Origin of the sequence: Pseudomonas sp. IT-P171 (genome assembly GCF_949767765.1) — a bacterium.
Lineage (GTDB): Bacteria > Pseudomonadota > Gammaproteobacteria > Pseudomonadales > Pseudomonadaceae > Aquipseudomonas > Aquipseudomonas fluorescens_B.
The window spans coordinates 322,227-348,478 of sequence record NZ_CATKQN010000058.1 but is presented as its reverse complement, the minus strand read 5'-3'; the positions used below and the strand labels follow the sequence as shown (position 1 = coordinate 348,478).

Sequence of the window (26,252 nt, the reverse complement as noted above, 5' to 3'; positions counted from 1 at the left end):
CACATTTCTGTCATACAGGTCAAAAAAGCCCGGAAACACGAAGGCCGAGCCCCAGGGGGCTCGGCCTTCTTCCCTTCTACTTACAAGCTCGGGAACGCAAATTGCGACGCTTCATGGCTCGCACGCTGCGGCCAGCGCTGGGTGATGGCTTTGCGACGGGTGTAGAAGCGCACGCCATCCGGGCCATACGCATGCAGGTCGCCGAACAGCGAACGCTTCCAACCGCCAAAGCTGTGATACGCCACTGGCACTGGCAACGGCACGTTGACGCCGACCATACCGACTTCGATCTCATCGCAGAACAACCGCGCCGCTTCCCCATCACGGGTAAAGATGCAGGTGCCATTGCCATACTCGTGATCATTGATCAGCTGCATCGCCTCTTCCAGGCTGTTGACCCGGACAACGCACAACACTGGCCCGAAGATCTCTTCTTTATAGATACGCATTTCCGGGGTGACGTTATCGAACAGGCAGCCACCCAGGAAGAAACCTTCTTCATGACCGGCCACACTCAGACCACGACCATCGACGACCAAGGTTGCACCCGACGCAACACCGTCTTCTACATAGCCACTGACTTTGTCACGAGCCTGACCGGTGACCAATGGCCCCATGTCCAAGCCACAAGTGGTGCCTGCGCCAATCTTCAATGCCTTGATCTGCGGCGTCAGTTTGGCCACCAACGCATCTGCCACCTGATCACCGACGCACACAGCCACCGAGATCGCCATGCAACGCTCACCGCACGAACCGTACGCCGCGCCCATCAGTGCGCTGACGGCGTTATCCAGATCTGCATCCGGCATCAGCACCGCGTGGTTCTTCGCGCCGCCCAGTGCCTGAACGCGTTTGCCGCGCTTGGTGCCTTCGGCGTAAATGTATTCGGCAATCGGCGTCGAACCGACAAAGCTCAACGCTTTGACTTCCGGCGCTTCGATCAGCGCATCTACCGCAGCCTTGTCACCATGCACAACGCTCAACACACCTTTAGGCAGACCGGCTTCCAACAGCAACTGAGCGATCAACAGTGTCGAACTTGGATCACGCTCGGACGGCTTGAGGATGAAGCAGTTACCGCAGACGATCGCCAGCGGATACATCCACAGCGGCACCATCGCAGGGAAGTTGAACGGCGTAATGCCGGCTACCACGCCCAACGGCTGGAAGTCCGACCAGGCATCAATGTTCGGGCCGACGTTACGACTGTACTCGCCCTTGAGGATTTCCGGCGCTGCACACGCGAACTCGACGTTCTCGATACCGCGTTTCAGTTCACCGGCAGCATCTTCCAGCGTCTTGCCGTGCTCTTCGCTGATCAGTTGGGCGATACGTGCTTCGTTCTGTTCCAGCAGTTGCTTGAAGCGGAACATCACCTGAGCACGTTTGGCCGGCGGAGTATTGCGCCAGGCCGGGAACGCAGCCTTGGCCGAATCGATGGCTTTCTGAATGGTTTCGCGACTGGCCAAAGGCAGCTTATGGATTGCCTGGCCGGTGGACGGGTTGAACACGTCGGCCGTGCGACCGTCTTCGGTCACCAGTTCGCCATTGATCAAATGCGGAATAAGGCTCATGCGGGGCTCCAGAAAAGTTGTCCACAGGCGCCCGTCAACGGACGCCTCTATATAGAAGGGAAAATCAGTCGATTTTGTTCAGCACTTCGCCGACCGCGTCGAACAGACGATCAAGGTCTTGCGGCTTGCTGTTGAAGGTTGGGCCGAACTGCAGGGTGTCGCCGCCGAAGCGCACGTAGAACCCGGCTTTCCAAAGCGCCATGCCCGCTTCGAACGGACGCACGATGGCGTCGCCGTCACGCGGGGCAATCTGGATCGCACCGGCCAGACCGTAGTTACGAATGTCGATGATGTTTTTCGAGCCCTTCAGGCCGTGCAGCGCATTTTCGAAATGCGGCGCGACGTCGGCCACGCTCTGCACCAGGTTTTCCTTTTGCAGCAGGTCGAGTGCTGCCAGGCCTGCGGCGCACGCCACCGGGTGCGCGGAGTAGGTGTAACCGTGCGGGAATTCCACGGCGTATTCAGGCGTCGCCTGGTTCATGAAGGTCTGGTAGATCTCGGAGCTGGCAATCACCGCGCCCATCGGGATCGCGCCGTTGGTGACTTGCTTGGCGATGCACATCAGGTCCGGGGTCACGCCGAAGCTGTCAGCGCCGAACATCGAGCCGGTACGGCCGAAACCGGTGATCACTTCGTCGAACACCAGCAGGATGTTGTGCTGATCGCAGATCTCGCGCAGACGCTTGAGGTAGCCCTCAGGCGGAACCAGCACACCAGCGGAGCCGGCCATTGGTTCAACAAATACAGCAGCAATGTTCGAAGCGTCATGCAGTTCGATGAGTTTGAGCAGCTCATCGGCCAGAGCGATACCGCCCTCTTTCGGCATGCCACGAGAATAGGCATTGCTTGCCAGCAAGGTGTGCGGCAAGTGATCAACGTCCATCATCGCCTGACCGAACATTTTGCGGTTGCCGTTCACACCGCCGAGGCTGGTGCCGGCGATGTTCACGCCGTGGTAACCACGGGCACGGCCGATCATTTTGGTTTTGGTTGCCTGGCCTTTCAGACGCCAGTAAGCGCGAACCATCTTCACCGCGGTATCCGCACACTCGGAACCCGAGTCAGTGAAGAACACGTGATTCAGATTGCCCGGCGTCAGGTCAGTGATTTTCTCGGCCAGCTGGAACGACAACGGGTGACCGTACTGGAAGCCCGGCGAGTAATCGAGGGTGCCCAATTGCTTGGCAACCGCTTCCTGGATTTCCTTGCGGGTGTGCCCGGCGCCACAGGTCCACAGACCGGACAGCGAATCGTAGACCTTGCGGCCCTTGTCGTCCGTCAGCCAACTGCCTTCAGCCGCCACGATCAGTCGCGGATCGCGCTGGAAATTCCGGTTGGCGGTGTAGGGCATCCAGTGAGCATCGAGCTTGAGCTGGCTGGCCAGGGAAGACGGGGCGTTTTCAGGCAAGTTCATGGGCAAAACCTCGCAAGGCAATAAGCGGCGTGGAGATGAAAAGCGTTCTTGCAGCTAAATTGCCACGGGGATAAAGTCTGTGAAATCCAACTTTTCTAACGTTCAGTCAGGCCATCACTAAACTATGAGCACTCGTCGCCCCGATCCGCTGGCACAAGTCAGCGACTTTGATATCCGCCTGCTACGGATTTTTCGCAGCGTGGTGGAGTGCGGCGGTTTTTCTGCAGCGGAATCAGTGCTCGGGATTGGCCGTTCGGCGATCAGCCAACAGATGAGTGACCTGGAACAGCGCCTCGGTCTGCGCCTGTGCCAACGCGGTCGCGCCGGATTTTCCCTGACCGAGGAAGGTCGCGAGGTCTACCAGTCCGCATTACAGCTATTAAGTGCGCTGGAAAGTTTCCGCACCGAGGTCAACGGTCTGCACCAACACCTGCGCGGCGAATTGACCATCGGCCTGACCGACAACCTCGTCACCCTGCCCCACATGCGCATCACCCACGCCCTGGCGCAATTGAAGGAACGTGGACCGGACGTGCAGATTCAAATCCGCATGATCGCGCCCAACGAAGTCGAACAAGGTGTGCTCGACGGTCGCTTGCATGTCGGCGTGGTGCCGCAGGCCAGCGCGCTGTCAGGCCTGGAGTATCAGCCGCTCTATAGCGAGCGCTCGTTGCTGTATTGCGCGGTCGGGCATCCCTTGTTCTACGTCGACGACAAACAACTGGACGATGAACGCCTGAACAGTCAGGACGCCATCGCCCCGACCTTCCGCTTGCCTGCCGAAATCCAGGCGCATTACCAGGCCCTCAACTGCACCGCCAGTGCATCGGACCGCGAAGGCATGGCATTCCTGATTCTCACTGGACGCTATATCGGCTACCTGCCCGATCACTACGCCAGCCTCTGGGTTCAACAAGGTCGTTTGCGCGCACTGAAACCTACAGCGCGCTTCTATGACCTCAGCCTCGCATCGGTCACGCGCAAGGGACGTCGCCCGCATTTGGTGCTGGAAAGCTTTTTGGAGAGCCTGGCCGCGACACGATAGAACGTCGCGGGGCTTTTATTGCGTCAGGACTTGTCGGATCCCCATGGGTGCGCTATCAACGCACTTGGTTGCACCCACCCACCTGTCCGGAAGTGCCTATGACCTTTGAAGTCCCCGCTCACGGCGGCAAACCTGCCAGCCGCATTCGTCAGAAGAACGAAGAGACCATCATCAAAGCCGCCGAAGACGAGTTCGCCAGACACGGGTTCAAAGGCACCAGCATGAACACCATCGCCCTGAATGCCGGGTTGCCCAAGGCGAACCTGCATTACTACTTCACCAATAAACTGGGTTTGTACGTGGCGGTGCTGAGCAACATCCTTCAGTTGTGGGACAGTACGTTCAACACCCTGACCGCCGAAGATGACCCGGCCGAAGCGCTGACGCGATACATCCGCGCCAAGATGGAATTCTCCCGCCGGCAACCGCAGGCCTCGCGGATCTTCGCGATGGAAGTGATCAGCGGCGGTGAATGCCTGACCGAGTATTTCAACCAGGACTACCGCGCCTGGTTCCAGGGCCGGGCGGCGGTGTTCCAAGCGTGGATCGACGCCGGAAAAATGGACCCGGTCGACCCGGTCAACCTGATCTTCCTGTTGTGGGGCAGCACCCAGCATTACGCCGATTTCGCCACGCAAATTTGCCGGGTCAGCGGCCGAACCAAGTTGACCAAGCAAGACATGGAAGATGCCAGCGATAACCTGATCCGCATCATTCTCAAAGGCTGCGGCCTGACTCCAGCTATTTAAGACTCTTATGCCTTTTACCCTCAGCGGCTTTTGCGAATACCGCGAAGAGATTCGCAAGAGCCGTTTCATCACCTTCGCCGCGCCGATCAGCAGCCCTGCTGAAGCCCAGGCATTTATCGAACAGCACAGTGATTTGAATGCCACGCACAACTGCTGGGCATGGAAGCTCGGCGCTCAATACCGCAGCACCGATGATGGCGAACCGGGCGGCACGGCGGGTCGACCGATTCTCGCGGCGATCGAGGCGCAGGATTGCGATCAGGTCGCCGTGCTGGTTATCCGCTGGTATGGCGGCATTCAACTGGGCACCGGCGGGCTCGCACGGGCGTATGGCGGTGGCGCCAACAAGTGCCTGCAAGCAGCGCCGAAGATAGAGCTGATCAGCCGAGTGCCGGTGAGTTGCGCCTGCGGGTTTGCTGAACTGACGCTGGTGAAGCTTCGGGTGGCGGAGCTCGGTGGCCTGGTAGTGGAAGAGACGTTCACGGCGAACGGTGTAGAGCTGCAGTTAGCAATGGGCGAAGCGCAGATCGAAACCCTGCAAACCCAGCTCGCAGATTTGAGTCGCGGACGCATTCTGTTGCAACGCTGATCGCACCAACAACGCCCATTGCCCTTTCGTCGAACTGTCACAGTTGCCCACATCTACTGTGCACCCGGCTGTGGATAACCTGAGCACATACCGCTGTAACCCTTCTGTCATGCGGCTTTGCGGGCATTGCTCATTTTTCGCCCAATTTGCCACCACCAAGACTAAATCCACGTAAAAACAACCAGTTAGCGTGATTTATCACCTTTAGAAGAAAGCCGCTCAGCGCTTATGCCCGACCTTTGCGCTTGCGCACAAATACTGTGGAGCAATCTGTGGATAACCCGTTCATGGCTGTCGCGGCCCCATGTCCGGCATGGCTCGCGCCGGGTTGCTCGTTTTTTGACCAAAGCTTGATGAGCAAAAACAGAGCTCGACCACCGACTTCGCCCTCAAGTGGTGCCTGCTTGCCAATTGAAAGGTGGCGAGGCAGCGCCCTTGAGGCCTTGGTCGCCATGAGATTTCAAATTTCCTGTCTCAATGGCCAGGTCACTGTTTTATCCACAGGCAGGACCTGAACCACACCCCACGCCAATTCAAAGAACAAAAAAATCACCAACAGCGAACTGGCGCCATGCAGCAAGGCATAGAGTTGCCAAGCCGAAAAAATAAACCGGCCCACGGCGTCATACCGACCAAACACCTGCTGCGGATCACGAATCCTCAGCACGGCCCAAATGCACACAATCGATCCAAAAAGGTTCGCCATCAGCATGTGCATTGGTTCGAATGCCGGCAGTTCTCCGGGTAAGTCGAACGCCCGGCTCACCCCCGTCAAAACGCCGTGCAACGCCGCAAATGTCCACGGCGTGACAAACGCCGCCGTCACGATCAAGTCATACCAGGCGCTACCACGCACCAACCGGCGATATTGCGTTGAAGTCCACATCGGCATTGCTCCATAAATTCAGGGAGCAACAAGGCTAAAGCCTGGAGTATGCTCCAGGGTCAAGCCCCCCTCTCGAGACGTCAGGATGCGCATCGGTGAATTAGCCCAGGCCAGCGCGGTCAGCCGCGACACGCTGCGCTTCTACGAACAACGCGGATTGATCGCCGCGCAACGCAGCGCCAACGGTTATCGCGATTATCCGCCGGACGTGGTGCAACTGGTGCTGTACATCAAGACCGCTCAACGGCTGGGTTTTACCCTGGGCGAAATCGGCAATAGCGTCGCCACGTTGTGGCAGTCGCCCGACCCGAACAGCGCCGTCACCCAACTGCTGCAAGACAAACTCAAACTGATCGAAACCCGAATGGATGAACTTGGCGCGCTGCGACACGAGTTGCAGCAACGTCTTGGTCAACGTTGTCCATTGAATCCGTGATTCTCACTTCTCAAGGAAGCCACTCATGTCCAAGGCAAAAACCGCACTCATCATCGGCGCCTCCAGGGGCCTGGGCCTCGGTCTGGTGAAGACCCTGCTCGCCGACGGCTGGCAAGTCACCGCCACTGTGCGTAACCCGCAGAATGCCGACGCCTTGAAGGCATTGGGAACGGTGCGGATCGAAAAACTCGACATGGATGATCAGCAGGCAGTCATCGCGTTGAGCCAGCAACTCAAGGGCGAAGTGTTTGATCTGCTGTTCGTGAATGCCGGGGTCAAGGGGCCGGAAGTACAAACACCGGGCGGCGCGACGCTGGCTGAAGTGGGCCAGTTGTTTTTTACCAACGCGGTGGCACCGATCAACCTGGCACAACGTTTTGTCGGGCAAATCCGCCCGGAAAGCGGCGTGCTGGCGTTCATGAGCTCGGTGCTCGGCAGCGTAACCATGCCGGACGCGCCGGAGCTGGCGTTGTACAAGGCGAGCAAGGCGGCACTGAACTCCATGACCAGCAGTTTCGTGACGCAGTTGGGCGAGCAGAAGCTGACCGTGCTGTCGCTGCATCCGGGTTGGGTGAAGACCGACATGGGCGGCGAAGGCGCTGATATCGATGTGGAAACCAGCACGCGTGGGCTGGTTGATCAGGTGAATGCGTATGTCGGCAAGGGCGGGCATCACTTTGTGAATTACAGAGGTGAAACCATTCCCTGGTAGTCACTGCGTCCCCCTGTGGGAGCTGGCGTGCCTGCGATGGCGTCACCTGGGAAGACCTGAAAGACCGAGGTGCATGCATCGCGGGCAAGCCCGGATCCCACAGGATTTTTATCGTCTGGTCGGGCCGGGCTTGCCCACCACGCGGTTTTGTTTGAAACTCCGCACCTCGTCCCTTGCGGCGACCCTGGATCAGCAGACAGGGTAATCACTGAGCTGGCTAACCTGAACCCACTTTCAGAGGAGCCGGCCAACATGCCTGCGACCCGTACTTGGTTAAAAAATCCCCTCGCGATCTTCACTGCCAATGACCTCGATGCCCGTGGCGGGCTGGTTGTGCAAGACGGTCTGATCGTCGAAGTGCTCGCCGCCGGCCAGCAACCTTCCGCGCCCTGTGGACAAGTCTTCGATGCGCGCGAGCATGTGATCCTGCCGGGACTGATCAACACCCATCACCACTTCTATCAAACCCTGACCCGTGCCTGGGCACCGGTGGTCAATCAGCCGTTGTTCCCGTGGCTGAAAACCCTGTACCCGGTCTGGGCACGACTCACCCCGGAAAAACTTGCCCTCGCCACAAAAGTCGCGCTGGCCGAGTTGTTGTTGTCTGGCTGCACCACAGCGGCCGATCACCATTACCTGTTCCCGCAGGGCCTGGAAAATGCGATCGACGTGCAGGTCGAGAGTGTCCGCGAACTGGGCATGCGCGCCATGCTCACGCGCGGCTCAATGAGCCTCGGCGAAAAGGACGGCGGCCTGCCACCGCAGCAAACGGTCCAGGAAGGCGAAGTGATTCTCGACGACAGTCAGCGCCTGATCGCCGAATATCACGAGCGTGGCGATGGCGCGCAAATCCAGATCGCCCTGGCGCCGTGCTCGCCGTTCTCGGTGACCCCGGAAATCATGTCGGCCAGCGCCGAGCTGGCGAACAAGCTCGATGTGCGCCTGCACACGCATCTGGCCGAAACCCTCGACGAAGAAGACTTCTGCCTGCAGCGCTTCGGCCTGCGTACCGTGGATTACCTGGACAGCGTCGGCTGGCTCGGCCCGCGCACCTGGCTCGCCCATGGCATCCACTTCAACCCGGACGAAATCGCCCGCCTCGGCGCGGCCGGCACAGGCATTTGCCATTGCCCGAGCTCGAACATGCGCCTGGCCTCCGGCATTTGCCCGACACTGGACCTGACCGCCGCCGGCGCGTTGCTCGGGCTGGGCGTGGACGGTTCAGCGTCCAACGATGCGTCGAACATGATGCTCGAAACCCGTCAGGCGCTTTACATTCAGCGCTTGCGTTATGGCGCCGAGAAGATCACCCCGGAATTGGTGCTGGGATGGGCGACCAAGGGCTCGGCGAGTTTGCTCGGGCGTACCGATATTGGTGAGCTGGCAGTGGGCAAGCAGGCGGATCTGGCGTTGTTCAAGCTGGATGAGCTGCGGTTTTCCGGCAGTCATGATCCGGTGTCGGCGTTGCTGCTGTGTGGTGCGGACCGGGCGGATCGGGTGATGGTCGGTGGCCAGTGGCGAGTGGTTGACGGGCAGGTCGAGGGGCTTGATCTGAAGGGTTTGATTGCGGATCACAGCCAGGCGGCCCGGCAGTTGATCGCCGGTACCTGATACAACTCGAACCCAATGTGGGAGAGGGCTTGCCCGCTCCCACGTTGGATTTGTGGAAAGTTCAGAGACCGAGCAGCGACAACATGATGAACGTCGCAAACAACACGAAGTGGGTCATCCCTTCGATGGCATTGGTTTCGCCGTCATTGAGATTGATCGCGCTGACGATCAGGGTGAGGAAGATCATCACTGTCTGTACCGGCGTCATCGCCATCTGAAACGGTTGACCGGTGTAGAGCGCCATCGCTTCCATCACCGGCACCGTCAGGATCACCGTCGACAGCGATGCGCCCATCGCAATGTTCACCACCGACTGCATACGGTTGGCCAGCGCTGCGCGCAACGCCGTCAGAATCTCTGGCGCCGCGGAAATCGACGCCACCAGAATCGCCGTGATCACCGGCGGTGCGCCCGTCCCTTCCAGGCCCAGGTCGAGGGTCTTGGACATCACCTCGGCCAATGCGCCGATCACCACCACACCCAACACCAACGTCCCGATACTCAGCGCGAGATTGACCGATTCAGGTGCTTCCTCCGGGACTCTTTTGCGGCGTTTTTCCGGATAGCTGTAGCTGAAAAAATAACTGTGCGGCCCGACCTGCATGCGCAGGAACAGGGTGTAAAGCACGACCATCGCGCCAATGGTAAACGCGGAATACAGCTTCCAGTTCGCCTCGGGAACAAACTCCGGCACCACCATGGAAACGCCCATGGCGGTGAGGATCATCACGCTGTAGCTGCGCGCCGAGTCATCGTTGTAGGACTGTTCACCGTGCTTGATCCCGCCCATCAATGCCGCGAGGCCGATGATGCCGTTGATGTCGAGCATCACCGCCGAGTAAATCGTATCGCGCACCAGCGTCGGCGAGGCTTCGTTGCTCATCATGATCGCCAGGATCACCACTTCCACCAGCACCGCCGCCAGGGTCAGGATCATCGTGCCGTAGGGATCGCCGACTTTTTCCGCCAGCAGTTCGGCGTGATGGGCGACGCGCATGGATGCGGCGACGATGAAGGCGATCAGCACGAGACCGGCAGTCAGGGCTATGGGCTGGCCGCTGTGCAGCATCCAGTGTTCCATCGGGTAAGCGATGAAGGCGGCGATCAGGGCCAACAGCAGAAATTTTTCTTGCTTGAGGAATGTGAGCATTGCAGGCCTTTTTGCCGAATGGAGCGGAATCAGTGTGATGAGCTACTGACTGTGGAGCGGCGCTAACGTTTCGTTACACCTTAGCCCAGCAATGGATGACAGCCGGCCAATGAACCTCTTGGTCAGGTTTTACCAATTGTTGCAGCGAGCATCTGTAGAATGCCGTCATTGCACCTGATGAGATTTGAACAAATGTACGATTGGCTGAACGCACTGCCCAAGGCAGAACTGCACCTGCACCTCGAAGGTTCGCTGGAGCCCGAACTGCTGTTCGCCCTGGCCGAACGCAACAGGATCGCCCTGCCGTGGAGCGATGTCGAAACCCTGCGCAAGGCGTACGCCTTCAACAACCTGCAAGAGTTTCTCGACCTGTATTACCAGGGCGCCGATGTGCTGCGCACCTCCCAGGATTTCTACGACCTGACCTGGGCCTACCTGTTGCGCTGCAAGGCGCAGAACGTGATTCACACCGAACCGTTCTTCGACCCGCAGACCCACACCGACCGTGGCATCCCGTTCGAAGTCGTGCTCAACGGCATCGCCGCCGCGTTGAAGGACGGCGAACAGCAGCTGGGCATCACCAGCGGTTTGATCCTGAGTTTCCTGCGTCACTTGAGCGAAGACGAAGCACAGAAGACCCTCGACCAGGCGCTTCCATTCCGCGACGCGTTCGTGGCCGTCGGCCTGGACAGTTCGGAAATGGGTCACCCGCCGAGCAAGTTCCAGCGCGTGTTTGATCGTGCCCGTCACGAAGGTTTCCTGACCGTCGCTCACGCCGGTGAAGAAGGCCCGCCGGAATACATCTGGGAAGCCCTCGACCTGCTGAAAATCCAGCGTATCGACCATGGCGTGCGCGCCATCGAAGACGAGCGCCTGATGCAGCGGATCATTGATGAGCAGATCCCGTTGACGGTGTGCCCGTTGTCGAACACCAAGCTTTGCGTGTTCGATCACATGTCACAGCACAACATTCTCGACATGCTCGAGCGCGGCGTGAAAGTCACCGTGAACTCGGATGACCCGGCGTACTTCGGCGGGTATGTGACCGAGAACTTCCATGCGCTGTACACCGATCTGGGCATGACCCAGGATCAGGCCAAGCGATTGGCGCAAAACAGCCTGGATGCGCGGTTGGTAAAACCGTAACTGCTGAAGACCCAATGTGGTGCGAGCTTGCTCGCGATGAGGCCATCACATCCAGCGTCATTGGTGAATGTGAATCCGCTATCGCGAGCAAGCTCGCTCCCACAGGGTTTGTGTTTAGCCGACGGTTACCACTTCGCTCAACTCCTCCAGCGTCTTGCCCCGCGTCTCCATCCCGAACACCCACACCACCCCCGCCGCGATCGCAAAACACATCGCCCCCAGCGCGAACACGCCACCCTGCCCGGTCATCGGGAACACCAGCCCGGTCACCATTGGCCCAAGCAACGAACCCACTCGGCCAATCGCCGACGCAAAACCGGAACCCGTGGCCCGCGCCGACGTCGGGTACAACTCTGGCGTGTAGGTGTAGAGCACTGCCCACATGCCGAACAGGAAAAACTGCATCAACAGCCCCGACGTGATCAGCAAGCCGACATTGCCGCCAAACACTGCGCTCTGACCGTAAAGAAACGCCATCACCCCGCCGCCGAGCAACGTCACCACGCACACCGGTTTACGGCCCCAACGCTCCACCAGCCAAGCCGCCATGAGGAAACCGGGAATCCCGCCGAGGGAAATCAGCACGGTGTAATACACCGACTGGGTCACGGCGAAACCCGACTGCTGCAGCAGTGCACTGAGCCACGACGTCAACCCGTAGAACCCCAGCAAGGCAAAGAACCAGACGCTCCAGATCATCATCGTGCGCTGGCGATACAGCGGCGACCAGATCTGCTGCAAAGCTGAAAAGAAGTTGCCCGGCGTACTTGCCACACGCGGCAAGCGGATCGGCTCAGGCAAATCCCCATGACCCAGCGACGTCCGGACCCGCGCTTCGATACCCAGCAAGACCTTGTCCGCCGCCTCATCACGCCCGGCCTGTTCCAGCCAGCGCGGTGACTCGGGAATGAAAAAGCGAATCACCAGGACAAACACCGCCGGCACCGCCAACACCAGAAAAATATCCCGCCAGCCAATCACCGGTAACAGGAAATACGACAGCACCCCGGCCGCGACAAACCCCAAGGGCCAGAAACCGTCCATCAACGCGATGTAACGCCCACGTCTTTTCGCCGGAATCAATTCCGAAAGCATCGACTGGGCGATGGGAAACTCCATGCCCATGCCAATTCCCAGGAGTATGCGGAAGAGCGTCAGCGTCTCGACATTCTGCGCCGTGGAGCACAGGTAACTGGCGATGCCCCACAACACAATGCTCCACTGGAACACCGGTTTGCGGCCGAAACGGTCCGCCAGCATGCCGGACAGTGATGCGCCCACGACCATGCCGAAAAAACTCGAACTGGCGAGCAACCCGGCCTGCGCCGTGCTGAGGCCGAACTCGGTTTTGATCGAGCCGAGCAGGAACGTCATCATCGCCAGGTCCATGGAGTCAAAGAAAAACGCCAGGGCGATGATGATGAAAATGATCCGGTGATAGCCGCTGATGGGCAGCCGTTCCAATCGTTCTGCCGCGCTGAAGCCTCGTGTTTCCATGCCACATCCCCCGTTCGAAAGTCCCTGAACGAGTGTGCGCGATGGTCGCCGGGGGTTATTGCTGGATGCGACCTGGCCGCAGCTCTGAACGACGCCCGTGCCCCCGGACGTCGATCCCGATGCGTCTACAACGCCATTTCCAGCTCGGTCTCCTTGGCGAAACGGTGGATTTCACGCTGCCCCGTCACGGTGACGTGCAAGGCGCGCGAATCGTTCGGCAAGCTCAGCCAGCCGGACTGCATGAACAATTGCAGCAACGCCGCGCCCAGTGAACCGCCCATGTGCGGACGTCTTTCGCTCCAGTCAGGACAGGCACAGGCGGCTCGGCTGGTGCTCTGCGCCAGCGCCTGGACGAAAACGCCGCGTGTCGCCAGTTGCGTGGCGCCCTTGTGCGTGATCGACACCCGATGATCGAACTGTTCGATCCAGCCCGCATCCAGCAAACGCTGGTACAGATCGGCGGCCAGCGTGCCGCCTAAATGATCGTCGCAGAGCCGTGCGCGCAACAAGGACGAGGGCGCGGCCTGACGTTTGGGGATGGCGGGGGTGCGGCTGAAAACATCGGGAATGTCCCGAGGTGTGCTGGCGATCGTCGCACTGGCCAGCGCTTCTATCGCGGCCCCGACTTCGGGTGCGGCCAACCGGAAGAATCGCTTGCGGCCGCGGGTTTCGACTTTCAACAGACCTCCGGCGGACAAACGCCCCAGGTGTGCACTGGCCGAAGACGGCGACAGGCGGGCCAGCAATGCCAGCTCTTCGGTCTGCCGCGCAGCGCCGTCCATCAAGGCCCACATCATTGCGCTGCGCTTTGGGTCAGCCAGCAACGTGGCGATCTGGCTGATGCAAGGTGCATGTTCCATGTATTCACTCCCTGTTGAATCGTTTCGTCTACTGCTCAGAGACATCTTGACCAGTAATGTGTCGTCGGCCAAGACGTGGAAACCGCCATAAACCGGGCAAAGCCATCCACTCACACAAGCCATTGCTTCGAAGACCTTGCAAAGGCTTTGGATTGACGGTGGAGCCTGACCGACTCGAACGCGGACTCGCCATGGCGAGGTCGACGGTGCGTACATGAGGCGGGCGCTAGTATAAGCCCGTTGCCGGTCGGTTCCTGCCCCCCGGAAACCATTGGTGGTGATTGATCCTGAGGGAAATTTCGCTATTTGCCTGCGACTAATGATCGACATGCGCCAACACAGGAAATTGACTGCCTAATCGAGTACATCGGCTGGCAAGCATTTCCCGCAAAAGGTTCACCGGCTTACTCAATTGTGCGCGATGGGCGCACAGCAAATTCAGCGGTGCGCGCTCACAGAGCAGCTCCGGCATCAGCACTTTCAGGCGGCCGGCCAACACATCGGCGGCGACATCGAGCCAGGATTTGTAGGCGATCCCGGCACCCGCCACGGCCCACAAGCGCACCACGTCGGCATCGTCACTGAAGCGATCACCGCTGACGGTCAGGCTGACTTCGCGTTTGCCGTCGTGAAAACTCCAATGGTCGTGAACCCGGCTGCCGAGCATGAACAGCAGGCAATTGTGCTGCGCCAGTTGCTCCAGTTGCCGCGGTTCGCCATGCCGGGCCAGGTAGCTCGGGGCGGCACACAGCACGCGGCGGTTATTCGGGGCGATGGGCAGCGCCACCAGGCTGGAGTCTTCCGGCTCACCGTAGCGCAGGGCAATGTCCACCGGTTGGCGGAACAGATCGGCGATGCGGTCGCCCAGCAACAAGCGCACCGTGAGTTTGGGGTGTTCACGCTGGAACTCGTCCAGCCAGGGCAGCAGCAGGTTGCGACCGAAATCCGACGGCGCCGACAGCTGCAGCACCCCGCTGACCTGATCCTGACCGCTGGCCAATAATCGGCGGCCCTCGTCGAGGTTGCTCAGCGCGGCCCGGGCATACTCGAGAAATCCTTCGCCCTCCGCCGTCAGGCGCAGACTGCGGGTGGAGCGGGCGAGCAATCGGGCGCCGAGTTGCTGCTCGATGCGCTTCAACGCCGCACTCGCCACCGCCGCCGACATGTCCATTCCCCTCGCCGCCGCTGACAGGCTGCCCAGGTCCGCCGCCCGGACAAACAACTGCAAGTCATCGAAACGCAGCATTTACAGCCTCGATTATCAAAAAAATATTGAAAGAGACTGCTCTTTTAGCGGGTTTTATCTCGCAGAGAAATAGCCAATCATCTGCTGCATCGAAATCATCCTGCTCCTGGAGTCGACCATGTCCCAGCCTTTCACCGCCATTGCCACCCTGATCGCCAAAGCCGGCCAACAGGACGCGCTCGAGCAACACCTGCGTGCACTGCTGGAGCCGACCCGCGCCGAAGCCGGTTGCGGTCAATACGACCTGCATCAGGACCTCGCCAATCCGCTGGCCTTCTACATGATTGAACAATGGAGCAGCGACGAAGCGCTGCAAGCCCACGACGCCAGCGCACACATCCAGAACTTTCGCGCCCAGGCCGGCGACCTGATCGAACACTTCGATCTCAAGCGCCTGCGCTCCGTGGCTTGATCCCTTCTTCTATTACTGTTCGGAACCCTCCTCATGAAAGCCATTGCCTACTACGCCTCGTTGCCGCTCAGCGACGAAAAATCCCTGCAAGACATCGAACTGCCGGAACCGGTCGCCGGCCCCCGTGACCTGCTGGTGGAAGTCAAAGCCATCTCGGTCAACCCGGTGGACACCAAGGTCCGCCAGAACGTCCAGCCCGAAGGCGGCGCGGCAAAAGTGCTGGGCTGGGACGTGGCCGGCGTGGTCAAGGCCGTCGGCAGCGAAGTGACCTTGTTCAAGGCCGGCGACAAGGTGTTCTATGCCGGCTCGATTGCCCGCGCCGGCGGCAACAGCGAACTGCACGTGGTGGATGAGCGGATCGTCGGCCATATGCCGAAAACCCTCGGTTTTGCCGAAGCGGCCGCGCTGCCGCTGACCGCCATTACCGCTTGGGAATTGCTTTTCGAACGCCTGCAAGTGCGCGAAGGCAACACCGATGAAGGCCAGAGCTTGCTGATCGTCGGGGCGGCCGGCGGTGTCGGTTCAATCCTGACGCAACTGGCCAGTCAGCTCACCGGTTTGAAAGTCATCGGCACCGCTTCCCGTGCGCAAACCCAGAGTTGGGTGCGTGAGTTGGGCGCCGACCTGGTGATCGATCATAGCCAGCCGCTCAGTGAAGAACTGAAACGCGCAGGCGTTGCGCAGGTGACCCACGTCGCCAGCCTGACCCAGACCGATCAGCATCTCGATCAGTTGGTCGAGGCCCTGGCGCCACAAGGCAAACTCGCGCTGATCGATGACCCGAAAGCGCTGGACGTCACCAAGCTCAAACGCAAGAGCCTGTCCCTGCACTGGGAGTTCATGTACACCCGCTCGCTGTTCGAAACGCCGGACATGATCGAGCAGCACAAACTGCTCAACCGCGTGGCCGGACTGATCGATGACGGCACATTGAAAACCACGGTGGGCGAGCACTTCGGAACCATCAACGCGGCGAATCTGCGGCGAGCCCATGAGTTGCTGGAAAGCGGCAAGTCCAAGGGCAAGATTGTGCTCGAAGGCTTCTGACACAGATTGATACAAGTGTCGTCCGGATGGACGACACCGTCAGTCCGAAGGTTGACCGTTGTCATAATTGCGATCGTATTCAGGTCTACAATCCAGAACTCTGCGATGCAATCTTTTAACCGAGGAGGTCAGCAATGAAGATCCTGATAAAAGAATTGGCAAAATCCCAGTGGCAGGTCCGCCTGGACCAACACGCGGTGACGTTCCGTAGCGAAGCCGAAGCTCGCGCTTTCACCCGAACCCTAGAAGCACGCTTGCACGCCCCCCATCAGATTCCCGTCCAACAGCAGCGCGCTGTTGGCTGAGACCTGCCTCATACCTGGGCTTGCACCAACGCCCGGGCATTTTGCAAACGCCGGGTGAGCATCGCCACGCTCACCACCAGAATTCCACACAGGCTGATGACCATGGCCATCGGCACGGCGCTGCCGTCGTACAAAATACCCACCAGCGACGCAGCCCCGGCGGCGACGCTGAATTGCAGGCACCCGAGCATCGCCGACGCACTCCCGGCGCGGGCGCCCTGCCCGTTCATGGCACAGGCCGACGCGTTGGGGAGGATGCAGCCGAGGCTGGCGATGCAGATGAACAGTGGAATCAGCAGCGGCCACAACTGTTCGGTGTGCAGCGAACTGACAGCCAGCAACGTCAGGCCGGCCGCCAGATAAATCCACACCGTCCGCGCCAGCAAAAAAGCAGGGCCACGCTTGGCGAGCAGTCGCGCGTTGACCTGCGCCACCAGAATGAAACCCGCCGCATTGGTGCCGAACAACCAGCCGAAATGCTCGGCCGGTACGCCGTAGAGTTTGATGAAGACGAACGGCGAACCGGCGATGTAGGCAAACATCCCGGCGATGGCGATGCCACCGGTCAGGGCGTGGCCGAGGTACACCGGGTCCGACAACAGGCGACCGTACTGACGCAGCGCGCCCGACAGCGGTTGACGGGGCACATGCGCGGGCATGCTTTCCGGCAAGCCAAGCGCCACGGCCACCGCCGCCAAGGCACTGAAACCGCTCAACGCCAGGAAGATCGACTGCCAGCCGGTGGTATTGACCAGCAAACCGCCGAGCATCGGCGCGAGAATCGGCGCCAGGCCCATGACCAGCATCAGCTGGGAAAAGACTTTGGCCGAACCCACCGCATCGCATTTGTCACTGACAATCGCCCGGGAAATCACCATCCCCGCGCAACCGCCCAGCGCCTGGACAAAACGCGCGCCCAGCAGCCATTCAAGGTTCGGCGCATAGGCGCACGCCAACGAAGCGGCGGTGAACAGACCGACACCCGTCAACAGCGGAATGCGCCGGCCAAACCGATCCGCTACCGGGCCGTACATCAGCTGACCAATGGACAAACCGAGGAAATACGCCGCCAGCGTCAGCTGAACGTGTTGTTCATCGGTGCCGAACGCCAGCGCCATGGCCGGGAACGCCGGCAGATAGAAGTCGATTGCAAGCGGCCCAAAAGCGCTCAGGGCGCCAAGTATCAAAATGGTACGGAAGTTCATCAGGTATCCAGGGCTGAAGTCGGCAGCTCCACAGTCTAGCCGCGTGGGGACACCTTGAACATTCCGATAGCTCGCTAACTATTAAAAACCCCTGGATAAATGCATGCCCGCACACATGGGATTGCGTTTGGCCTCAGGCGACTTTCACTTCATAACCTTCTTCGCTGATCGCTGCGATCACTTCATCCGCAGTCAACGCACTCTCGACGCCAACTTCCTTTGCCGCCAGATCAATCCGCACGCTGGCCGCGGGATCCCTCGCTTGCAGCGCTTGAGTGATGGCTTTGACACAGTGACCGCAGGACATGCCTTGAACGTTGAACACTTGCATGGAATGACTCCTTTAGTGGGATTGCGAGCAGTCTCGAGCTTGCCACCATGGCAAGGTCAAGTTCTGATGTGATCTGCCGGGCTGGCAATCGGCGTCGCGCTCGGCCAAGCTGCGTGCATCTATGACTCGATCTCAGGAGATTCAGCCATGCGCTGGTCAGCTCTCAGCCTGTTTGGCTTCCTCAGCCTTTTCGCCGCCGTGCCCTCGGTCAATGCTGCCGGGGAGGATTACGGTGTGCTGATCATTTCCCGCGAGCGCCTGGAAGTCTCGACCAACTGCGAAATCGGCGTGTACATCCAGGATCAACTGTCGGCGCGGCTTTTTCAGGAGCAAAGCACATCGTTCAACCTGCCGCCGGGCAATGTTTCCTTGCGCCTGAAGCTGCTGCCGGGCCAGGCGCCGGGCTGCAATCCGGGGATGTTGGCACCGGGGTCGCAGGACATCACGCTCAAGGCCGGGGATGTGTTGAAGTTCCGGATTGCGATGACGCAGGAAGGGATGTACCTGAAGCCTGCTGACCTCGGATATTGATTCACCTGCGATCTTTTGATCTGAGACATGGCGCTTGACCTTGCCAGCATGGCAAGGTTGATCCTGTAGACATCTTCTACAGGGAGCGCGACCGATATGTCCGAAACCACCACATTCGATCTGCCGATTGCCGGCATGACCTGTGCCAGTTGCGCCGGGCGTGTCGAGCGTGCCTTGAGCAAAGTCATCGGCGCCTCTGCCGTCAGCGTCAACCTGACCACCGAGCAGGCCCGCGTTCAAGCACCCAGCGACAGTCTGCCGGCGTTGATGGACGCTGTGCAGCAAGCCGGTTACAGCGTGCCGCAGCAGAGTCTGGAATTGAGTATCGACGGCATGACCTGCGCGTCGTGCGTCGGTCGGGTCGAACGGGCGCTGGCCAAGGTGCCGGGGGTAAAAAGTGTCAGCGTCAACCTGGCCAACGAACGCGCCCACCTCGAACTGCTCGGCCAGGTCGATCCGCAAAGCTTGATCGCGGCCGTGACCAAGGCTGGCTACAACGCCAGCGTCTGGGAGGTCGAACACCCGACAACCGACACTCAACAACAGCGCCTGCACCGTGAGCGCTGGGTCTTGATCATGGCGATTGCCCTCGCCTTGCCGCTGGTGTTGCCGATGCTGCTGCAACCGTTCGGTGTGCACTGGATGCTCCCGGCGTGGGTGCAGTTCGCGCTGGCCACGCCGGTGCAATTCGTCTTCGGTGCCCGCTTTTATGTAGCAGCATGGAAAGCAGTGCGCGCCGGCGCCGGCAACATGGACCTGCTGGTCGCCCTCGGCACCAGCGCCGGTTATGGCTTGAGCCTCTACGAATGGGCCACCGCCGCCGGGCGCATGCCCCATTTGTATTTCGAAGCCTCGGCCGTCGTGATCGCCTTGGTCCTGTTGGGCAAATACCTCGAAAGCCGCGCCAAACGCCAGACCGCCAGCGCCATCCGCGCCCTTGAGGCATTGCGTCCGGAGCGGGCCATTCAAGTGATCGACGGCCGCGAACAGGACGTCGCCATCAGCGCTTTGCGCCTGAATGATCTGGTGCTGGTCAAACCCGGCGAACGATTCCCCGTGGATGGCGAAGTGGTCGAAGGCCAGAGCCACGCCGACGAAGCATTGATCAGCGGCGAGAGCCTGCCCGTGCCGAAACAGCCTGGCGACAAGGTCACCGGCGGCGCCATCAATGGTGAAGGCCGGTTGCTGGTTCGTACCCAGGCCTTGGGCGCGGAAACCGTGTTGGCGCGAATCATCCGTCTGGTGGAAGACGCGCAAGCCGCAAAAGCGCCAATTCAGAAACTGGTGGACAAAGTCAGCCAGGTATTTGTGCCAACGGTCCTGCTGATTGCACTGGCGACACTGATGGGGTGGTGGCTGTACGGCGCGCCCATCGAAACGGCGCTGATCAATGCCGTCGCGGTATTGGTGATCGCCTGCCCTTGTGCGCTCGGTCTGGCCACGCCAACCGCGATCATGGCCGGCACCGGCGTGGCCGCGCGCTACGGCATTCTGATCAAGGACGCCGAGGCACTGGAGCGAGCCCATGAAGTCAGCGCCGTAGTCTTCGACAAGACCGGCACGCTGACCTCGGGTGCGCCACGCATCGCCCATTTAAGTGCCGTCGACGGTGACGAAGCGACCTTGCTGAAATGGGCCGGTGCGCTGCAACGCGGCAGTGAACACCCCTTGGCTAAAGCGGTTCTGGACGCTTGCGTCGAACGCGGATTGACCGTGGCCGATGTCAGCGACAGCCAATCCCTGACCGGAAGGGGCATTGCCGGCAACCTCGATGGTCGCCGTTTGGCGCTGGGCAATCGACGCTTGCTGGAAGAGAGCGGATTAAGCGCCGGTCCTTTGGCCGACTCTGCAACCGCGTGGGAAACCGAAGGCCGGACCCTGTCCTGGCTGATCGAGCAAAGTCCGCAACCAACCGTCCTGGGCCTGTTCGCCTTCGGTGACACCCTCAAACCCGGCGCGCTGCAAGCGGTGCAACAACTCAGCGCCCGGCACATCAGCAGTCACCTGCTGACCGGCGACAATCGCGGCAGCGCCAAAGTGGTCGCCGAAGCGCTCGGCATCCAGGATGTCCACGCCGAGGTGCTGCCGGCCGACAAAGCCGCCACCGTCGCCGAACTGAAGAAAACCGGGGTGGTGGCGATGGTCGGCGACGGTATCAACGACGCCCCGGCCCTGGCCGCCGCCGACATCGGCATCGCCATGGGTGGCGGCACCGACGTCGCCATGCACGCGGCCGGCATCACCCTGATGCGTGGCGACCCGCGACTGGTGCCGGCCGCGCTGGAAATCAGCCGCAAGACCTACGCGAAGATTCGTCAGAATCTGTTCTGGGCCTTCGTCTATAACCTGATCGGCATTCCGCTGGCCGCGTTCGGTTTCCTCAACCCGGTGCTGGCCGGCGCGGCGATGGCGTTGTCGAGCGTCAGCGTGGTGAGCAATGCGCTACTGTTGAAGACCTGGAAACCGAAGGATCTGGAGGACAACCGATGAACATCGGCCAAGCAGCCCGCCAAAGTGGCCTGAGCGCGAAGATGATTCGTTATTACGAGTCCATCGGTCTGCTCAAGGCGGCCCATCGCACCGACAGCGGTTACCGGGTGTACGGCGATGACGACTTGCACACGCTGGCGTTTATCAAGCGTTCGCGGGACCTGGGGTTTTCCCTGGAAGAGGTCGGCAAACTGCTGACCCTCTGGCAGGACCGTCAGCGCGCCAGTGCTGACGTGAAGGCCCTGGCTCGTCAGCACATCGACGAGCTCAACCAGAAAATCCTCGAACTCGGTCAGTTGCGCGATACCTTGCAGGACCTGGTCGAGCACTGCCATGGCGATCACCGTCCGGACTGCCCGATCCTCAAAAATCTTGAGTCGGGTTGCTGCGCCGTACCCGCTCGCTCCTGATCGCGAGCACCTTCACCAGCAGCAAGGTGGTGAGGGGAATGCCGTGGAACAACAGCACCACTGCGCCGGGCGTCCACCACGCGTAAAACGGTGCAGCGATCAGCATGCCGACACCGAACCCGGTCATCTGCAACAACGTCAGGAAACTGAAAATCGGCAGGCGCAGGCTGTCCGGTTCTCGTTGCAGGCGCGACATCAGGCCGACTTCAGAGAAACCGTCGCCCAACCCTGCCGGCAGTGAGAACAGCAGCAAGCCGTAGAGGGTCTGTTGCTGGAACATCAGGATGAAGCCGCAGGACATCAGCAGCACACCGAAGAAAAACCGTCTTTCCAGGTTCACGTTATCCGAGCCTTTGAGGCGGCTGGCGATCCGTGCACCGATGAGTTTTCCGCAAGCCCATACCGCCAGCATCAGGCCCAGCGTGGTGCTGGCGGATTCGGGTGTCAGCAGTTTTGAAATGATCGGCAAACCCACGTTGTGTGCGGCGCTGCCCAAGGTATCGGCCATCGCGACCGCGAGCATCGCCGCCACCACCGGCGTAGCGCGCAGCCCCTGGCGCAGGGCTGACCATTCGCCTCGTTCGTGATCGGGCTCGGCGCTGGGAGACGGTCCGGAAAACCGCAGCGGCAGGATGAACAACGCGGCCAACAGGTAAGTGACTACGTTCAGTGCGAAGACCACCTCAAAGCCAAACGCTGCCACCAACACCCCGGCCACCAGACTTCCGCCGACCATGGCTGCCGATGACGCCGAGGTGATCCAGGCGTTGGTCTTGAGCAGTTGATCGCCCTCGATCAAGTGCGGCAGCTGACTGTTGAGGCCGATGGCAAACATTGAGTTGCCCAAGCCAAGCCCGAAGGCAATGACCGGCAGCAGCAGCGCTTGCTGGGTAACCGGCAAGACCAGCAGCAGCCCCAGCAATCCGGCGCGCAGCACATCGAAGACAATCAGCGGCAGACGCCCGGCCCAGCGGCGATAGAAGCGGGTGCCGATGAGGCTGGCAAAAATCCCTCCACCCACGCGACTGGCGAGGAAGATGCCAACGCTCATGGCGCTGTTGCTGAGCAGGTAGACGTAGGTGGCCAGGGCGACCATGTTGAGGAACGCGCCGAAGTCCGAGACCAGACGGGCGGCGATGATCAACTGGGCGTTGCGGGTGGAGGTGTCCACATTCAATCCTGCAAAGGGTTTAGCGTTTGACAAAAAACCCGGCCGAAGCCGGGTTTTTCGTCAACCGATCACTGCATCCAGGGCGGAGGCGGTTCTTCGGTTTTGCTCGGTGGCGCGTCATCTGCCGCGCGGACCGCTTGCTTGCGCTCTTCATCCAGGCGTGCCGCCTCGATTTCGCGCATGATCCCGCCGACGTCGGCCAACTCTTCCGGCTCGTCGAACTCGCCGGTCAAGACACTGGCCGGGTGCAAGGTGCCGGCTTCGTACAACGCCCACATTTCCTTGGCGTATTTGGTCTTTTTCAACTCCGGGGCAAACCGCCCGAAGTAGGACGCCATGTTGCCCACGTCACGCTCCAGCATGCTGAACGCGTGGTTGTTGCCCGCCGCGTCCACCGCTTGCGGCAAGTCGATGATGACCGGGCCGGTCGGGGTCAACAGTACGTTGAACTCGGACAGGTCACCGTGCACCAGGCCGGTACACAACATCAGCACGATCTGCGAAATCAGGAACGCGTGGTATTCGCGCGCCTGATCCGGCTCCAGCACCACGTCGTTCAGACGCGGCGCGGCATCGCCGTACTCATCGGCCACCAGCTCCATCAACAGCACGCCTTCAAGGAAGTCGTAAGGCTGAGGGACCCGGACACCGGCGCCGGCCAGACGGAACAACGCCGCCACTTCGGCGTTCTGCCAGGCGTCTTCGGTTTCTTTCTTGCCGAACTTGGAGCCCTTGGCCATCGCACGGGCCTGACGGCTGTTGCGCACCTTGCGGCCTTCCTGGTACTCGGCCGCCTGACGGAAACTGCGTTTATTCGCCTCCTTGTAGACCTTCGCGCAACGTAACTCGTTGCCGCAGCGCACCACATAAACAGCTGCTTCTTTACCACTCATGAGTGGGCGCAGCACCTCGTCGACCAGACCGTCCTCGATCAGGGGTTCAATGCGTTTTGGAGTCTTCATCAGCTTTTATTGTGGGTCCTTTATTACCAAACACGCGAAAGTCATTCGTTATACGGCAATCCACTCGTTCGGGGGAGGGGTTGCCGACCTATGAACGTTGCGGATGCACACAATGTGCCGGAAAAACCCGACAAACCCGCCGAGGTTCATCGACCGCCAAGGATCATAGCCGAGCCGGCAGCACTTGTTGGAGAAGGGATGCAAGGGGATTTGCGACAGAATCCGACATACCGGTCGCCACCCTTCGCAGGATTTTTTCCAACAGCCCTAAATTTCCTCCTTCCGCAGCCGAAGTCATCTGTAACAAAGTGAATTGTCCGACGATCGTTCCGATAGAAAACGATGGTGCCCCCAAGGGATAGGGGTTCGAAAAGTACGTTTACGGCTGCCAATAATTCCGCGAGTCATCTGCACTGCGTGGGCCTACAAGAAAATCTGGAGCGCGGATGAACATCAAACAAAAGCTGACGTGGGCGTTTGCAATCATCGCCTGCTTGCCCGTGGTGCTGGTCGCCACCCTCGTTGTGCTGAACCTGCGCAGTGATGCCAAGGACGAATTCGTCGACAACAGCGGTCGCGAAATCCGTCAGGTCAGCAATGCCATGCAACTGTTCTTCGACGGCATCAGCCAGAACGTCGAATACCTGGCCAGGCAGCCGCTGATCACGAACTCCGACGACAGCCTCAAGACCTACATGAATGCCAACGCCGCCAGCATTCCCCAGGGCGAGATGGACAAAAAAATCTTCGGCTTCCTGCAGGACCTGGGCAACGCCCATCCGTCCTACGCCTACGCCATCCTCGGCACGGCAGCCGGCGGCTACGTGTCGTGGCCGGACGATGCCAAGCTCGCGAACTACGACCCGCGCCAGCGTCCGTGGTACAAGGCGGCCCAGGCCAAACCGGGCAAGCCGTTCCGTACCGAGGCCTATTACTGGGCCGAAAATGACACGTCCTACGTCAGTACCGTACGCACCATCGATAACAAGCTGGGCACCAACGGCGGCGTGGTCAGCATCGACGTGTCGCTCAAGCAGCTCACTGAACTGGTCAAGCAAATCAAGCTCGGTGAAACCGGCTACCTGATGCTGCTGGAAAACTCCGGCACCGTACTGGTCGATCCGAAACAACCGGAAAACAACTTCAAGGCTTTGGGCAGCCTCGGTGAGGGTTATGCGCAACTGGCCAAGGCTGGTAAAGGCCTGGTCGAAGTCGAACTCAATGGCGAGCGCTACATGGCCAACGTCTGGCCGTCCGAGCAACTGGGCTGGACCTTCATCGGCCTGATCAAGCAGAGCGACGTGATGAGCACCGCGACCCAACTGACCTGGTTGATCGCAATCATCGCCGCCGTGCTGGCCGTGGTCTTCGCCATCGTCGGCGCCAGTTTCGCCAGCGTCATCGTGCGTCCGATCCGCAGCGTGGCCGATGGCCTGGAAGGCATCGCCCAGGGTGAAGGCGACCTGACCAAAAACCTGCACGTCCGTGGCAGCGACGAAACCGCGCAACTGGCCAACTGGTTCAACCAGTTCCTGGCGGCGATTCGCAACCTGATCCAAAGCATCGGCGGCGCCGCGACCAAAATCCTCGCCACCTCCAAGAGCTCGACCCAGGTCTCCAGCGACATGGCCGAAGCGGCCGGGCGCCAGCGTGAAGCCGTGGACATGGTCTCCACCGCGTTCCATGAAATGGTCGCCACTGCCAACGAAGTCGCGCGCTCCTGCAGCCAGGCCGCCGAGTCGGCCGACAGTGGCCAGCGCCAGGCGCGAGAAGGTCAGCAGCAGATCGATGCGGCGGTGACCAGCGTCGATCGACTGAGCCAGGAAATCGAACAATCGGCCCAGTCGATGCAACAGCTGGAACGCGACAGCAATGACATTCAGTCGATTCTCGGAACCATTCGTTCGATCGCCGAACAGACCAACCTGCTGGCACTGAACGCTGCCATCGAGGCTGCACGGGCCGGTGAACAAGGTCGCGGTTTTGCGGTGGTGGCGGACGAAGTGCGGGCGCTGGCCAAACGCACGGCCGATTCCACGGCGGAGATCGACGGCCTGCTCGGCAACCTTGCCAAGCGCACCAGCCAGGTCACTCAGCAGATGCACGCGAGCCTGGAAGTGTCCCAGCAGTCGGTGACCCGCATCGGCGAGGCGCGCAGCAGCTTCGGGCAGATTCGTGAATCGGTGGACGTGATCCGCGACATGAACACCCAGATCGCTACGGCAGCAGAACAACAGCACCAGGTGGCGGAAGACATCAACCGGCACATCAGCCAGATTCATGGCGATGCGCAGTTGGTGGCGGAACTGGCGAACTCGGCGCGGCTGGATTCCCAGAGCCTGGCCGGATTGTCGAATGAACTGGACGGGTTGGTTCGTCGTTTCAGAACCTGATCCAAAATCACTTATAACTGTGGCGAGGGAGCTTGCTCCCGTCGGCTGCGAAGCAGTCGTGAAAATTGGAAAATGCGGAC

General features: G+C 60.3%; 25 protein-coding genes and 1 pseudogene. 15 read left to right on the top strand and 11 right to left on the bottom strand.

Annotated features, from left to right (window positions below; translation table 11 throughout):
* Positions 1 to 80: 80 nt before the first annotated feature.
* Together ACM6I5_RS27750 and ACM6I5_RS27745 are read right to left on the bottom strand one after the other, a co-directional pair.
* The gene (locus ACM6I5_RS27750) at positions 81 to 1,574 is read right to left on the bottom strand and encodes a CoA-acylating methylmalonate-semialdehyde dehydrogenase (RefSeq protein ID WP_008031364.1); all 1,494 of its coding nucleotides are present in this window, start codon (positions 1,572 to 1,574) and stop codon (positions 81 to 83) included.
* Between the two features lie 64 nt (positions 1,575 to 1,638).
* Entirely contained in the window at positions 1,639 to 2,988 is a 1,350-nt protein-coding gene (locus tag ACM6I5_RS27745; RefSeq protein ID WP_017336405.1) for an aspartate aminotransferase family protein, read from the bottom strand.
* Between the two features lie 124 nt (positions 2,989 to 3,112).
* Between ACM6I5_RS27745 and ACM6I5_RS27740 the strand changes: the two genes are divergently transcribed.
* From ACM6I5_RS27740 to ACM6I5_RS27730, 3 genes are all read left to right on the top strand, one after another.
* A complete protein-coding gene (locus ACM6I5_RS27740) occupies positions 3,113 to 4,033 on the top strand; it encodes a LysR family transcriptional regulator (RefSeq protein ID WP_008031360.1) in 921 nt (306 codons plus the stop codon).
* Between the two features lie 98 nt (positions 4,034 to 4,131).
* Positions 4,132 to 4,782, top strand: a complete 651-nt coding sequence (locus tag ACM6I5_RS27735) for a TetR/AcrR family transcriptional regulator (protein ID WP_017336404.1) — start codon at positions 4,132 to 4,134, stop codon at positions 4,780 to 4,782.
* A gap of 7 nt (positions 4,783 to 4,789) precedes the next feature.
* The gene (locus ACM6I5_RS27730) at positions 4,790 to 5,371 is read left to right on the top strand and encodes an IMPACT family protein (RefSeq protein ID WP_017336403.1); all 582 of its coding nucleotides are present in this window, start codon (positions 4,790 to 4,792) and stop codon (positions 5,369 to 5,371) included.
* A gap of 460 nt (positions 5,372 to 5,831) precedes the next feature.
* Here ACM6I5_RS27730 and ACM6I5_RS27725 read toward each other — a convergent pair whose 3' ends face one another.
* The gene (locus ACM6I5_RS27725) at positions 5,832 to 6,257 is read right to left on the bottom strand and encodes a hypothetical protein (RefSeq protein ID WP_414885081.1); all 426 of its coding nucleotides are present in this window, start codon (positions 6,255 to 6,257) and stop codon (positions 5,832 to 5,834) included.
* An 85-nt stretch (positions 6,258 to 6,342) separates the two neighbouring features.
* Between ACM6I5_RS27725 and ACM6I5_RS27720 the strand changes: the two genes are divergently transcribed.
* From ACM6I5_RS27720 to ACM6I5_RS27710, 3 genes are all read left to right on the top strand, one after another.
* Positions 6,343 to 6,693 carry a MerR family transcriptional regulator gene (locus ACM6I5_RS27720; RefSeq protein WP_414885080.1) on the top strand — a complete coding sequence of 117 codons (351 nt, stop codon included), beginning with the start codon at positions 6,343 to 6,345 and terminating at the stop codon, positions 6,691 to 6,693.
* A 25-nt stretch (positions 6,694 to 6,718) separates the two neighbouring features.
* Positions 6,719 to 7,405, top strand: a complete 687-nt coding sequence (locus tag ACM6I5_RS27715; RefSeq protein WP_017336400.1) for an SDR family oxidoreductase — start codon at positions 6,719 to 6,721, stop codon at positions 7,403 to 7,405.
* Between the two features lie 252 nt (positions 7,406 to 7,657).
* The gene (locus ACM6I5_RS27710; protein ID WP_414885079.1) at positions 7,658 to 9,016 is read left to right on the top strand and encodes an 8-oxoguanine deaminase; all 1,359 of its coding nucleotides are present in this window, start codon (positions 7,658 to 7,660) and stop codon (positions 9,014 to 9,016) included.
* Between the two features lie 61 nt (positions 9,017 to 9,077).
* Here ACM6I5_RS27710 and ACM6I5_RS27705 read toward each other — a convergent pair whose 3' ends face one another.
* Positions 9,078 to 10,166, bottom strand: a complete 1,089-nt coding sequence (locus ACM6I5_RS27705; RefSeq protein WP_414885078.1) for a calcium:proton antiporter — start codon at positions 10,164 to 10,166, stop codon at positions 9,078 to 9,080.
* A 192-nt stretch (positions 10,167 to 10,358) separates the two neighbouring features.
* Between ACM6I5_RS27705 and ACM6I5_RS27700 the strand changes: the two genes are divergently transcribed.
* A complete protein-coding gene (locus ACM6I5_RS27700) occupies positions 10,359 to 11,312 on the top strand; it encodes an adenosine deaminase (RefSeq protein ID WP_017336397.1) in 954 nt (317 codons plus the stop codon).
* Between the two features lie 114 nt (positions 11,313 to 11,426).
* On the opposite strand, the gene ACM6I5_RS27695 is transcribed toward ACM6I5_RS27700, so the two are convergent.
* The 3 genes from ACM6I5_RS27695 to ACM6I5_RS27685 all read right to left on the bottom strand — a co-directional run bounded on the left by ACM6I5_RS27695 (position 11,427) and on the right by ACM6I5_RS27685 (position 14,915).
* Complete coding sequence (locus tag ACM6I5_RS27695) at positions 11,427 to 12,809, bottom strand: MFS transporter (protein ID WP_414885077.1); 1,383 nt, start codon at positions 12,807 to 12,809, stop codon at positions 11,427 to 11,429.
* A 125-nt stretch (positions 12,810 to 12,934) separates the two neighbouring features.
* Positions 12,935 to 13,669 carry an ArsR/SmtB family transcription factor gene (locus ACM6I5_RS27690; RefSeq protein ID WP_017336395.1) on the bottom strand — a complete coding sequence of 245 codons (735 nt, stop codon included), beginning with the start codon at positions 13,667 to 13,669 and terminating at the stop codon, positions 12,935 to 12,937.
* 316 nt (positions 13,670 to 13,985) lie between these two features.
* Complete coding sequence (locus ACM6I5_RS27685) at positions 13,986 to 14,915, bottom strand: LysR family transcriptional regulator (protein ID WP_017336394.1); 930 nt, start codon at positions 14,913 to 14,915, stop codon at positions 13,986 to 13,988.
* A 118-nt stretch (positions 14,916 to 15,033) separates the two neighbouring features.
* Between ACM6I5_RS27685 and ACM6I5_RS27680 the strand changes: the two genes are divergently transcribed.
* From ACM6I5_RS27680 to ACM6I5_RS27670, 3 genes are all read left to right on the top strand, one after another.
* The gene (locus ACM6I5_RS27680) at positions 15,034 to 15,327 is read left to right on the top strand and encodes a putative quinol monooxygenase (RefSeq protein ID WP_017336393.1); all 294 of its coding nucleotides are present in this window, start codon (positions 15,034 to 15,036) and stop codon (positions 15,325 to 15,327) included.
* Positions 15,328 to 15,360: 33 nt separating this feature from the next.
* Positions 15,361 to 16,374, top strand: coding sequence for a zinc-binding alcohol dehydrogenase family protein (locus ACM6I5_RS27675; RefSeq protein ID WP_414885076.1), 1,014 nt, complete (start codon positions 15,361 to 15,363; stop codon positions 16,372 to 16,374).
* Positions 16,375 to 16,508: 134 nt separating this feature from the next.
* A complete protein-coding gene (locus ACM6I5_RS27670; RefSeq protein WP_017336391.1) occupies positions 16,509 to 16,679 on the top strand; it encodes a hypothetical protein in 171 nt (56 codons plus the stop codon).
* A gap of 8 nt (positions 16,680 to 16,687) precedes the next feature.
* Here ACM6I5_RS27670 and ACM6I5_RS27665 read toward each other — a convergent pair whose 3' ends face one another.
* Both ACM6I5_RS27665 and ACM6I5_RS27660 read right to left on the bottom strand, forming a co-directional pair.
* A complete protein-coding gene (locus ACM6I5_RS27665; RefSeq protein WP_017336390.1) occupies positions 16,688 to 17,884 on the bottom strand; it encodes a multidrug effflux MFS transporter in 1,197 nt (398 codons plus the stop codon).
* A gap of 133 nt (positions 17,885 to 18,017) precedes the next feature.
* Positions 18,018 to 18,215: a heavy-metal-associated domain-containing protein gene (locus ACM6I5_RS27660; RefSeq protein ID WP_017336389.1), complete on the bottom strand. Its 198-nt coding sequence runs from the start codon at positions 18,213 to 18,215 to the stop codon at positions 18,018 to 18,020.
* Between the two features lie 147 nt (positions 18,216 to 18,362).
* On the opposite strand from ACM6I5_RS27660, the gene ACM6I5_RS27655 reads away from it, so the two are divergent.
* The 3 genes from ACM6I5_RS27655 to cueR all read left to right on the top strand — a co-directional run bounded on the left by ACM6I5_RS27655 (position 18,363) and on the right by cueR (position 21,646).
* Complete coding sequence (locus ACM6I5_RS27655; RefSeq protein WP_017336388.1) at positions 18,363 to 18,746, top strand: hypothetical protein; 384 nt, start codon at positions 18,363 to 18,365, stop codon at positions 18,744 to 18,746.
* A gap of 96 nt (positions 18,747 to 18,842) precedes the next feature.
* Entirely contained in the window at positions 18,843 to 21,236 is a 2,394-nt protein-coding gene (locus ACM6I5_RS27650) for a heavy metal translocating P-type ATPase (RefSeq protein ID WP_414885075.1), read from the top strand.
* Entirely contained in the window at positions 21,233 to 21,646 is a 414-nt protein-coding gene (cueR, locus tag ACM6I5_RS27645) for a Cu(I)-responsive transcriptional regulator (RefSeq protein ID WP_017336386.1), read from the top strand. The genes ACM6I5_RS27650 and cueR overlap by 4 nt, the downstream gene beginning before the upstream one ends.
* Here cueR and ACM6I5_RS27640 read toward each other — a convergent pair.
* Together ACM6I5_RS27640 and ACM6I5_RS27635 are read right to left on the bottom strand one after the other, a co-directional pair.
* A complete protein-coding gene (locus ACM6I5_RS27640; RefSeq protein WP_414885074.1) occupies positions 21,600 to 22,817 on the bottom strand; it encodes an MFS transporter in 1,218 nt (405 codons plus the stop codon). The two genes, cueR and ACM6I5_RS27640, sit on opposite strands and share 47 nt — an antisense overlap.
* A gap of 68 nt (positions 22,818 to 22,885) precedes the next feature.
* Positions 22,886 to 23,779, bottom strand: coding sequence for a PA4780 family RIO1-like protein kinase (locus ACM6I5_RS27635; RefSeq protein ID WP_017336384.1), 894 nt, complete (start codon positions 23,777 to 23,779; stop codon positions 22,886 to 22,888).
* A 446-nt stretch (positions 23,780 to 24,225) separates the two neighbouring features.
* Between ACM6I5_RS27635 and ACM6I5_RS27630 the strand changes: the two are divergent.
* Together ACM6I5_RS27630 and ACM6I5_RS27625 are read left to right on the top strand one after the other, a co-directional pair.
* Positions 24,226 to 25,314, top strand: a pseudogene (locus ACM6I5_RS27630) (cache domain-containing protein); the annotation flags it as partial.
* A gap of 90 nt (positions 25,315 to 25,404) precedes the next feature.
* A complete protein-coding gene (locus tag ACM6I5_RS27625; RefSeq protein WP_390959830.1) occupies positions 25,405 to 26,172 on the top strand; it encodes a methyl-accepting chemotaxis protein in 768 nt (255 codons plus the stop codon).
* The last annotated feature ends 80 nt before the right edge of the window (positions 26,173 to 26,252 follow it).

Bases quoted from the DNA above. Each gene is read 5' to 3' on its own strand.
- ACM6I5_RS27750 (WP_008031364.1), bottom strand. From the start codon at position 1,574: ATGAGCCTTATTCCGCATTTGATCAATGGCGAACTGGTGACCGAAGAC.
- ACM6I5_RS27745 (WP_017336405.1), bottom strand. From the start codon at position 2,988: ATGAACTTGCCTGAAAACGCCCCGTCTTCCCTGGCCAGCCAGCTCAAG.
- ACM6I5_RS27740 (WP_008031360.1), top strand. From the start codon at position 3,113: ATGAGCACTCGTCGCCCCGATCCGCTGGCACAAGTCAGCGACTTTGAT.
- ACM6I5_RS27735 (WP_017336404.1), top strand. From the start codon at position 4,132: ATGACCTTTGAAGTCCCCGCTCACGGCGGCAAACCTGCCAGCCGCATT.
- ACM6I5_RS27730 (WP_017336403.1), top strand. From the start codon at position 4,790: ATGCCTTTTACCCTCAGCGGCTTTTGCGAATACCGCGAAGAGATTCGC.
- ACM6I5_RS27725 (WP_414885081.1), bottom strand. From the start codon at position 6,257: ATGTGGACTTCAACGCAATATCGCCGGTTGGTGCGTGGTAGCGCCTGG.
- ACM6I5_RS27720 (WP_414885080.1), top strand. From the start codon at position 6,343: ATGCGCATCGGTGAATTAGCCCAGGCCAGCGCGGTCAGCCGCGACACG.
- ACM6I5_RS27715 (WP_017336400.1), top strand. From the start codon at position 6,719: ATGTCCAAGGCAAAAACCGCACTCATCATCGGCGCCTCCAGGGGCCTG.
- ACM6I5_RS27710 (WP_414885079.1), top strand. From the start codon at position 7,658: ATGCCTGCGACCCGTACTTGGTTAAAAAATCCCCTCGCGATCTTCACT.
- ACM6I5_RS27705 (WP_414885078.1), bottom strand. From the start codon at position 10,166: ATGCTCACATTCCTCAAGCAAGAAAAATTTCTGCTGTTGGCCCTGATC.
- ACM6I5_RS27700 (WP_017336397.1), top strand. From the start codon at position 10,359: ATGTACGATTGGCTGAACGCACTGCCCAAGGCAGAACTGCACCTGCAC.
- ACM6I5_RS27695 (WP_414885077.1), bottom strand. From the start codon at position 12,809: ATGGAAACACGAGGCTTCAGCGCGGCAGAACGATTGGAACGGCTGCCC.
- ACM6I5_RS27690 (WP_017336395.1), bottom strand. From the start codon at position 13,669: ATGGAACATGCACCTTGCATCAGCCAGATCGCCACGTTGCTGGCTGAC.
- ACM6I5_RS27685 (WP_017336394.1), bottom strand. From the start codon at position 14,915: ATGCTGCGTTTCGATGACTTGCAGTTGTTTGTCCGGGCGGCGGACCTG.
- ACM6I5_RS27680 (WP_017336393.1), top strand. From the start codon at position 15,034: ATGTCCCAGCCTTTCACCGCCATTGCCACCCTGATCGCCAAAGCCGGC.
- ACM6I5_RS27675 (WP_414885076.1), top strand. From the start codon at position 15,361: ATGAAAGCCATTGCCTACTACGCCTCGTTGCCGCTCAGCGACGAAAAA.
- ACM6I5_RS27670 (WP_017336391.1), top strand. From the start codon at position 16,509: ATGAAGATCCTGATAAAAGAATTGGCAAAATCCCAGTGGCAGGTCCGC.
- ACM6I5_RS27665 (WP_017336390.1), bottom strand. From the start codon at position 17,884: ATGAACTTCCGTACCATTTTGATACTTGGCGCCCTGAGCGCTTTTGGG.
- ACM6I5_RS27660 (WP_017336389.1), bottom strand. From the start codon at position 18,215: ATGCAAGTGTTCAACGTTCAAGGCATGTCCTGCGGTCACTGTGTCAAA.
- ACM6I5_RS27655 (WP_017336388.1), top strand. From the start codon at position 18,363: ATGCGCTGGTCAGCTCTCAGCCTGTTTGGCTTCCTCAGCCTTTTCGCC.
- ACM6I5_RS27650 (WP_414885075.1), top strand. From the start codon at position 18,843: ATGTCCGAAACCACCACATTCGATCTGCCGATTGCCGGCATGACCTGT.
- cueR (WP_017336386.1), top strand. From the start codon at position 21,233: ATGAACATCGGCCAAGCAGCCCGCCAAAGTGGCCTGAGCGCGAAGATG.
- ACM6I5_RS27635 (WP_017336384.1), bottom strand. From the start codon at position 23,779: ATGAAGACTCCAAAACGCATTGAACCCCTGATCGAGGACGGTCTGGTC.
- ACM6I5_RS27625 (WP_390959830.1), top strand. From the start codon at position 25,405: ATGGCCGAAGCGGCCGGGCGCCAGCGTGAAGCCGTGGACATGGTCTCC.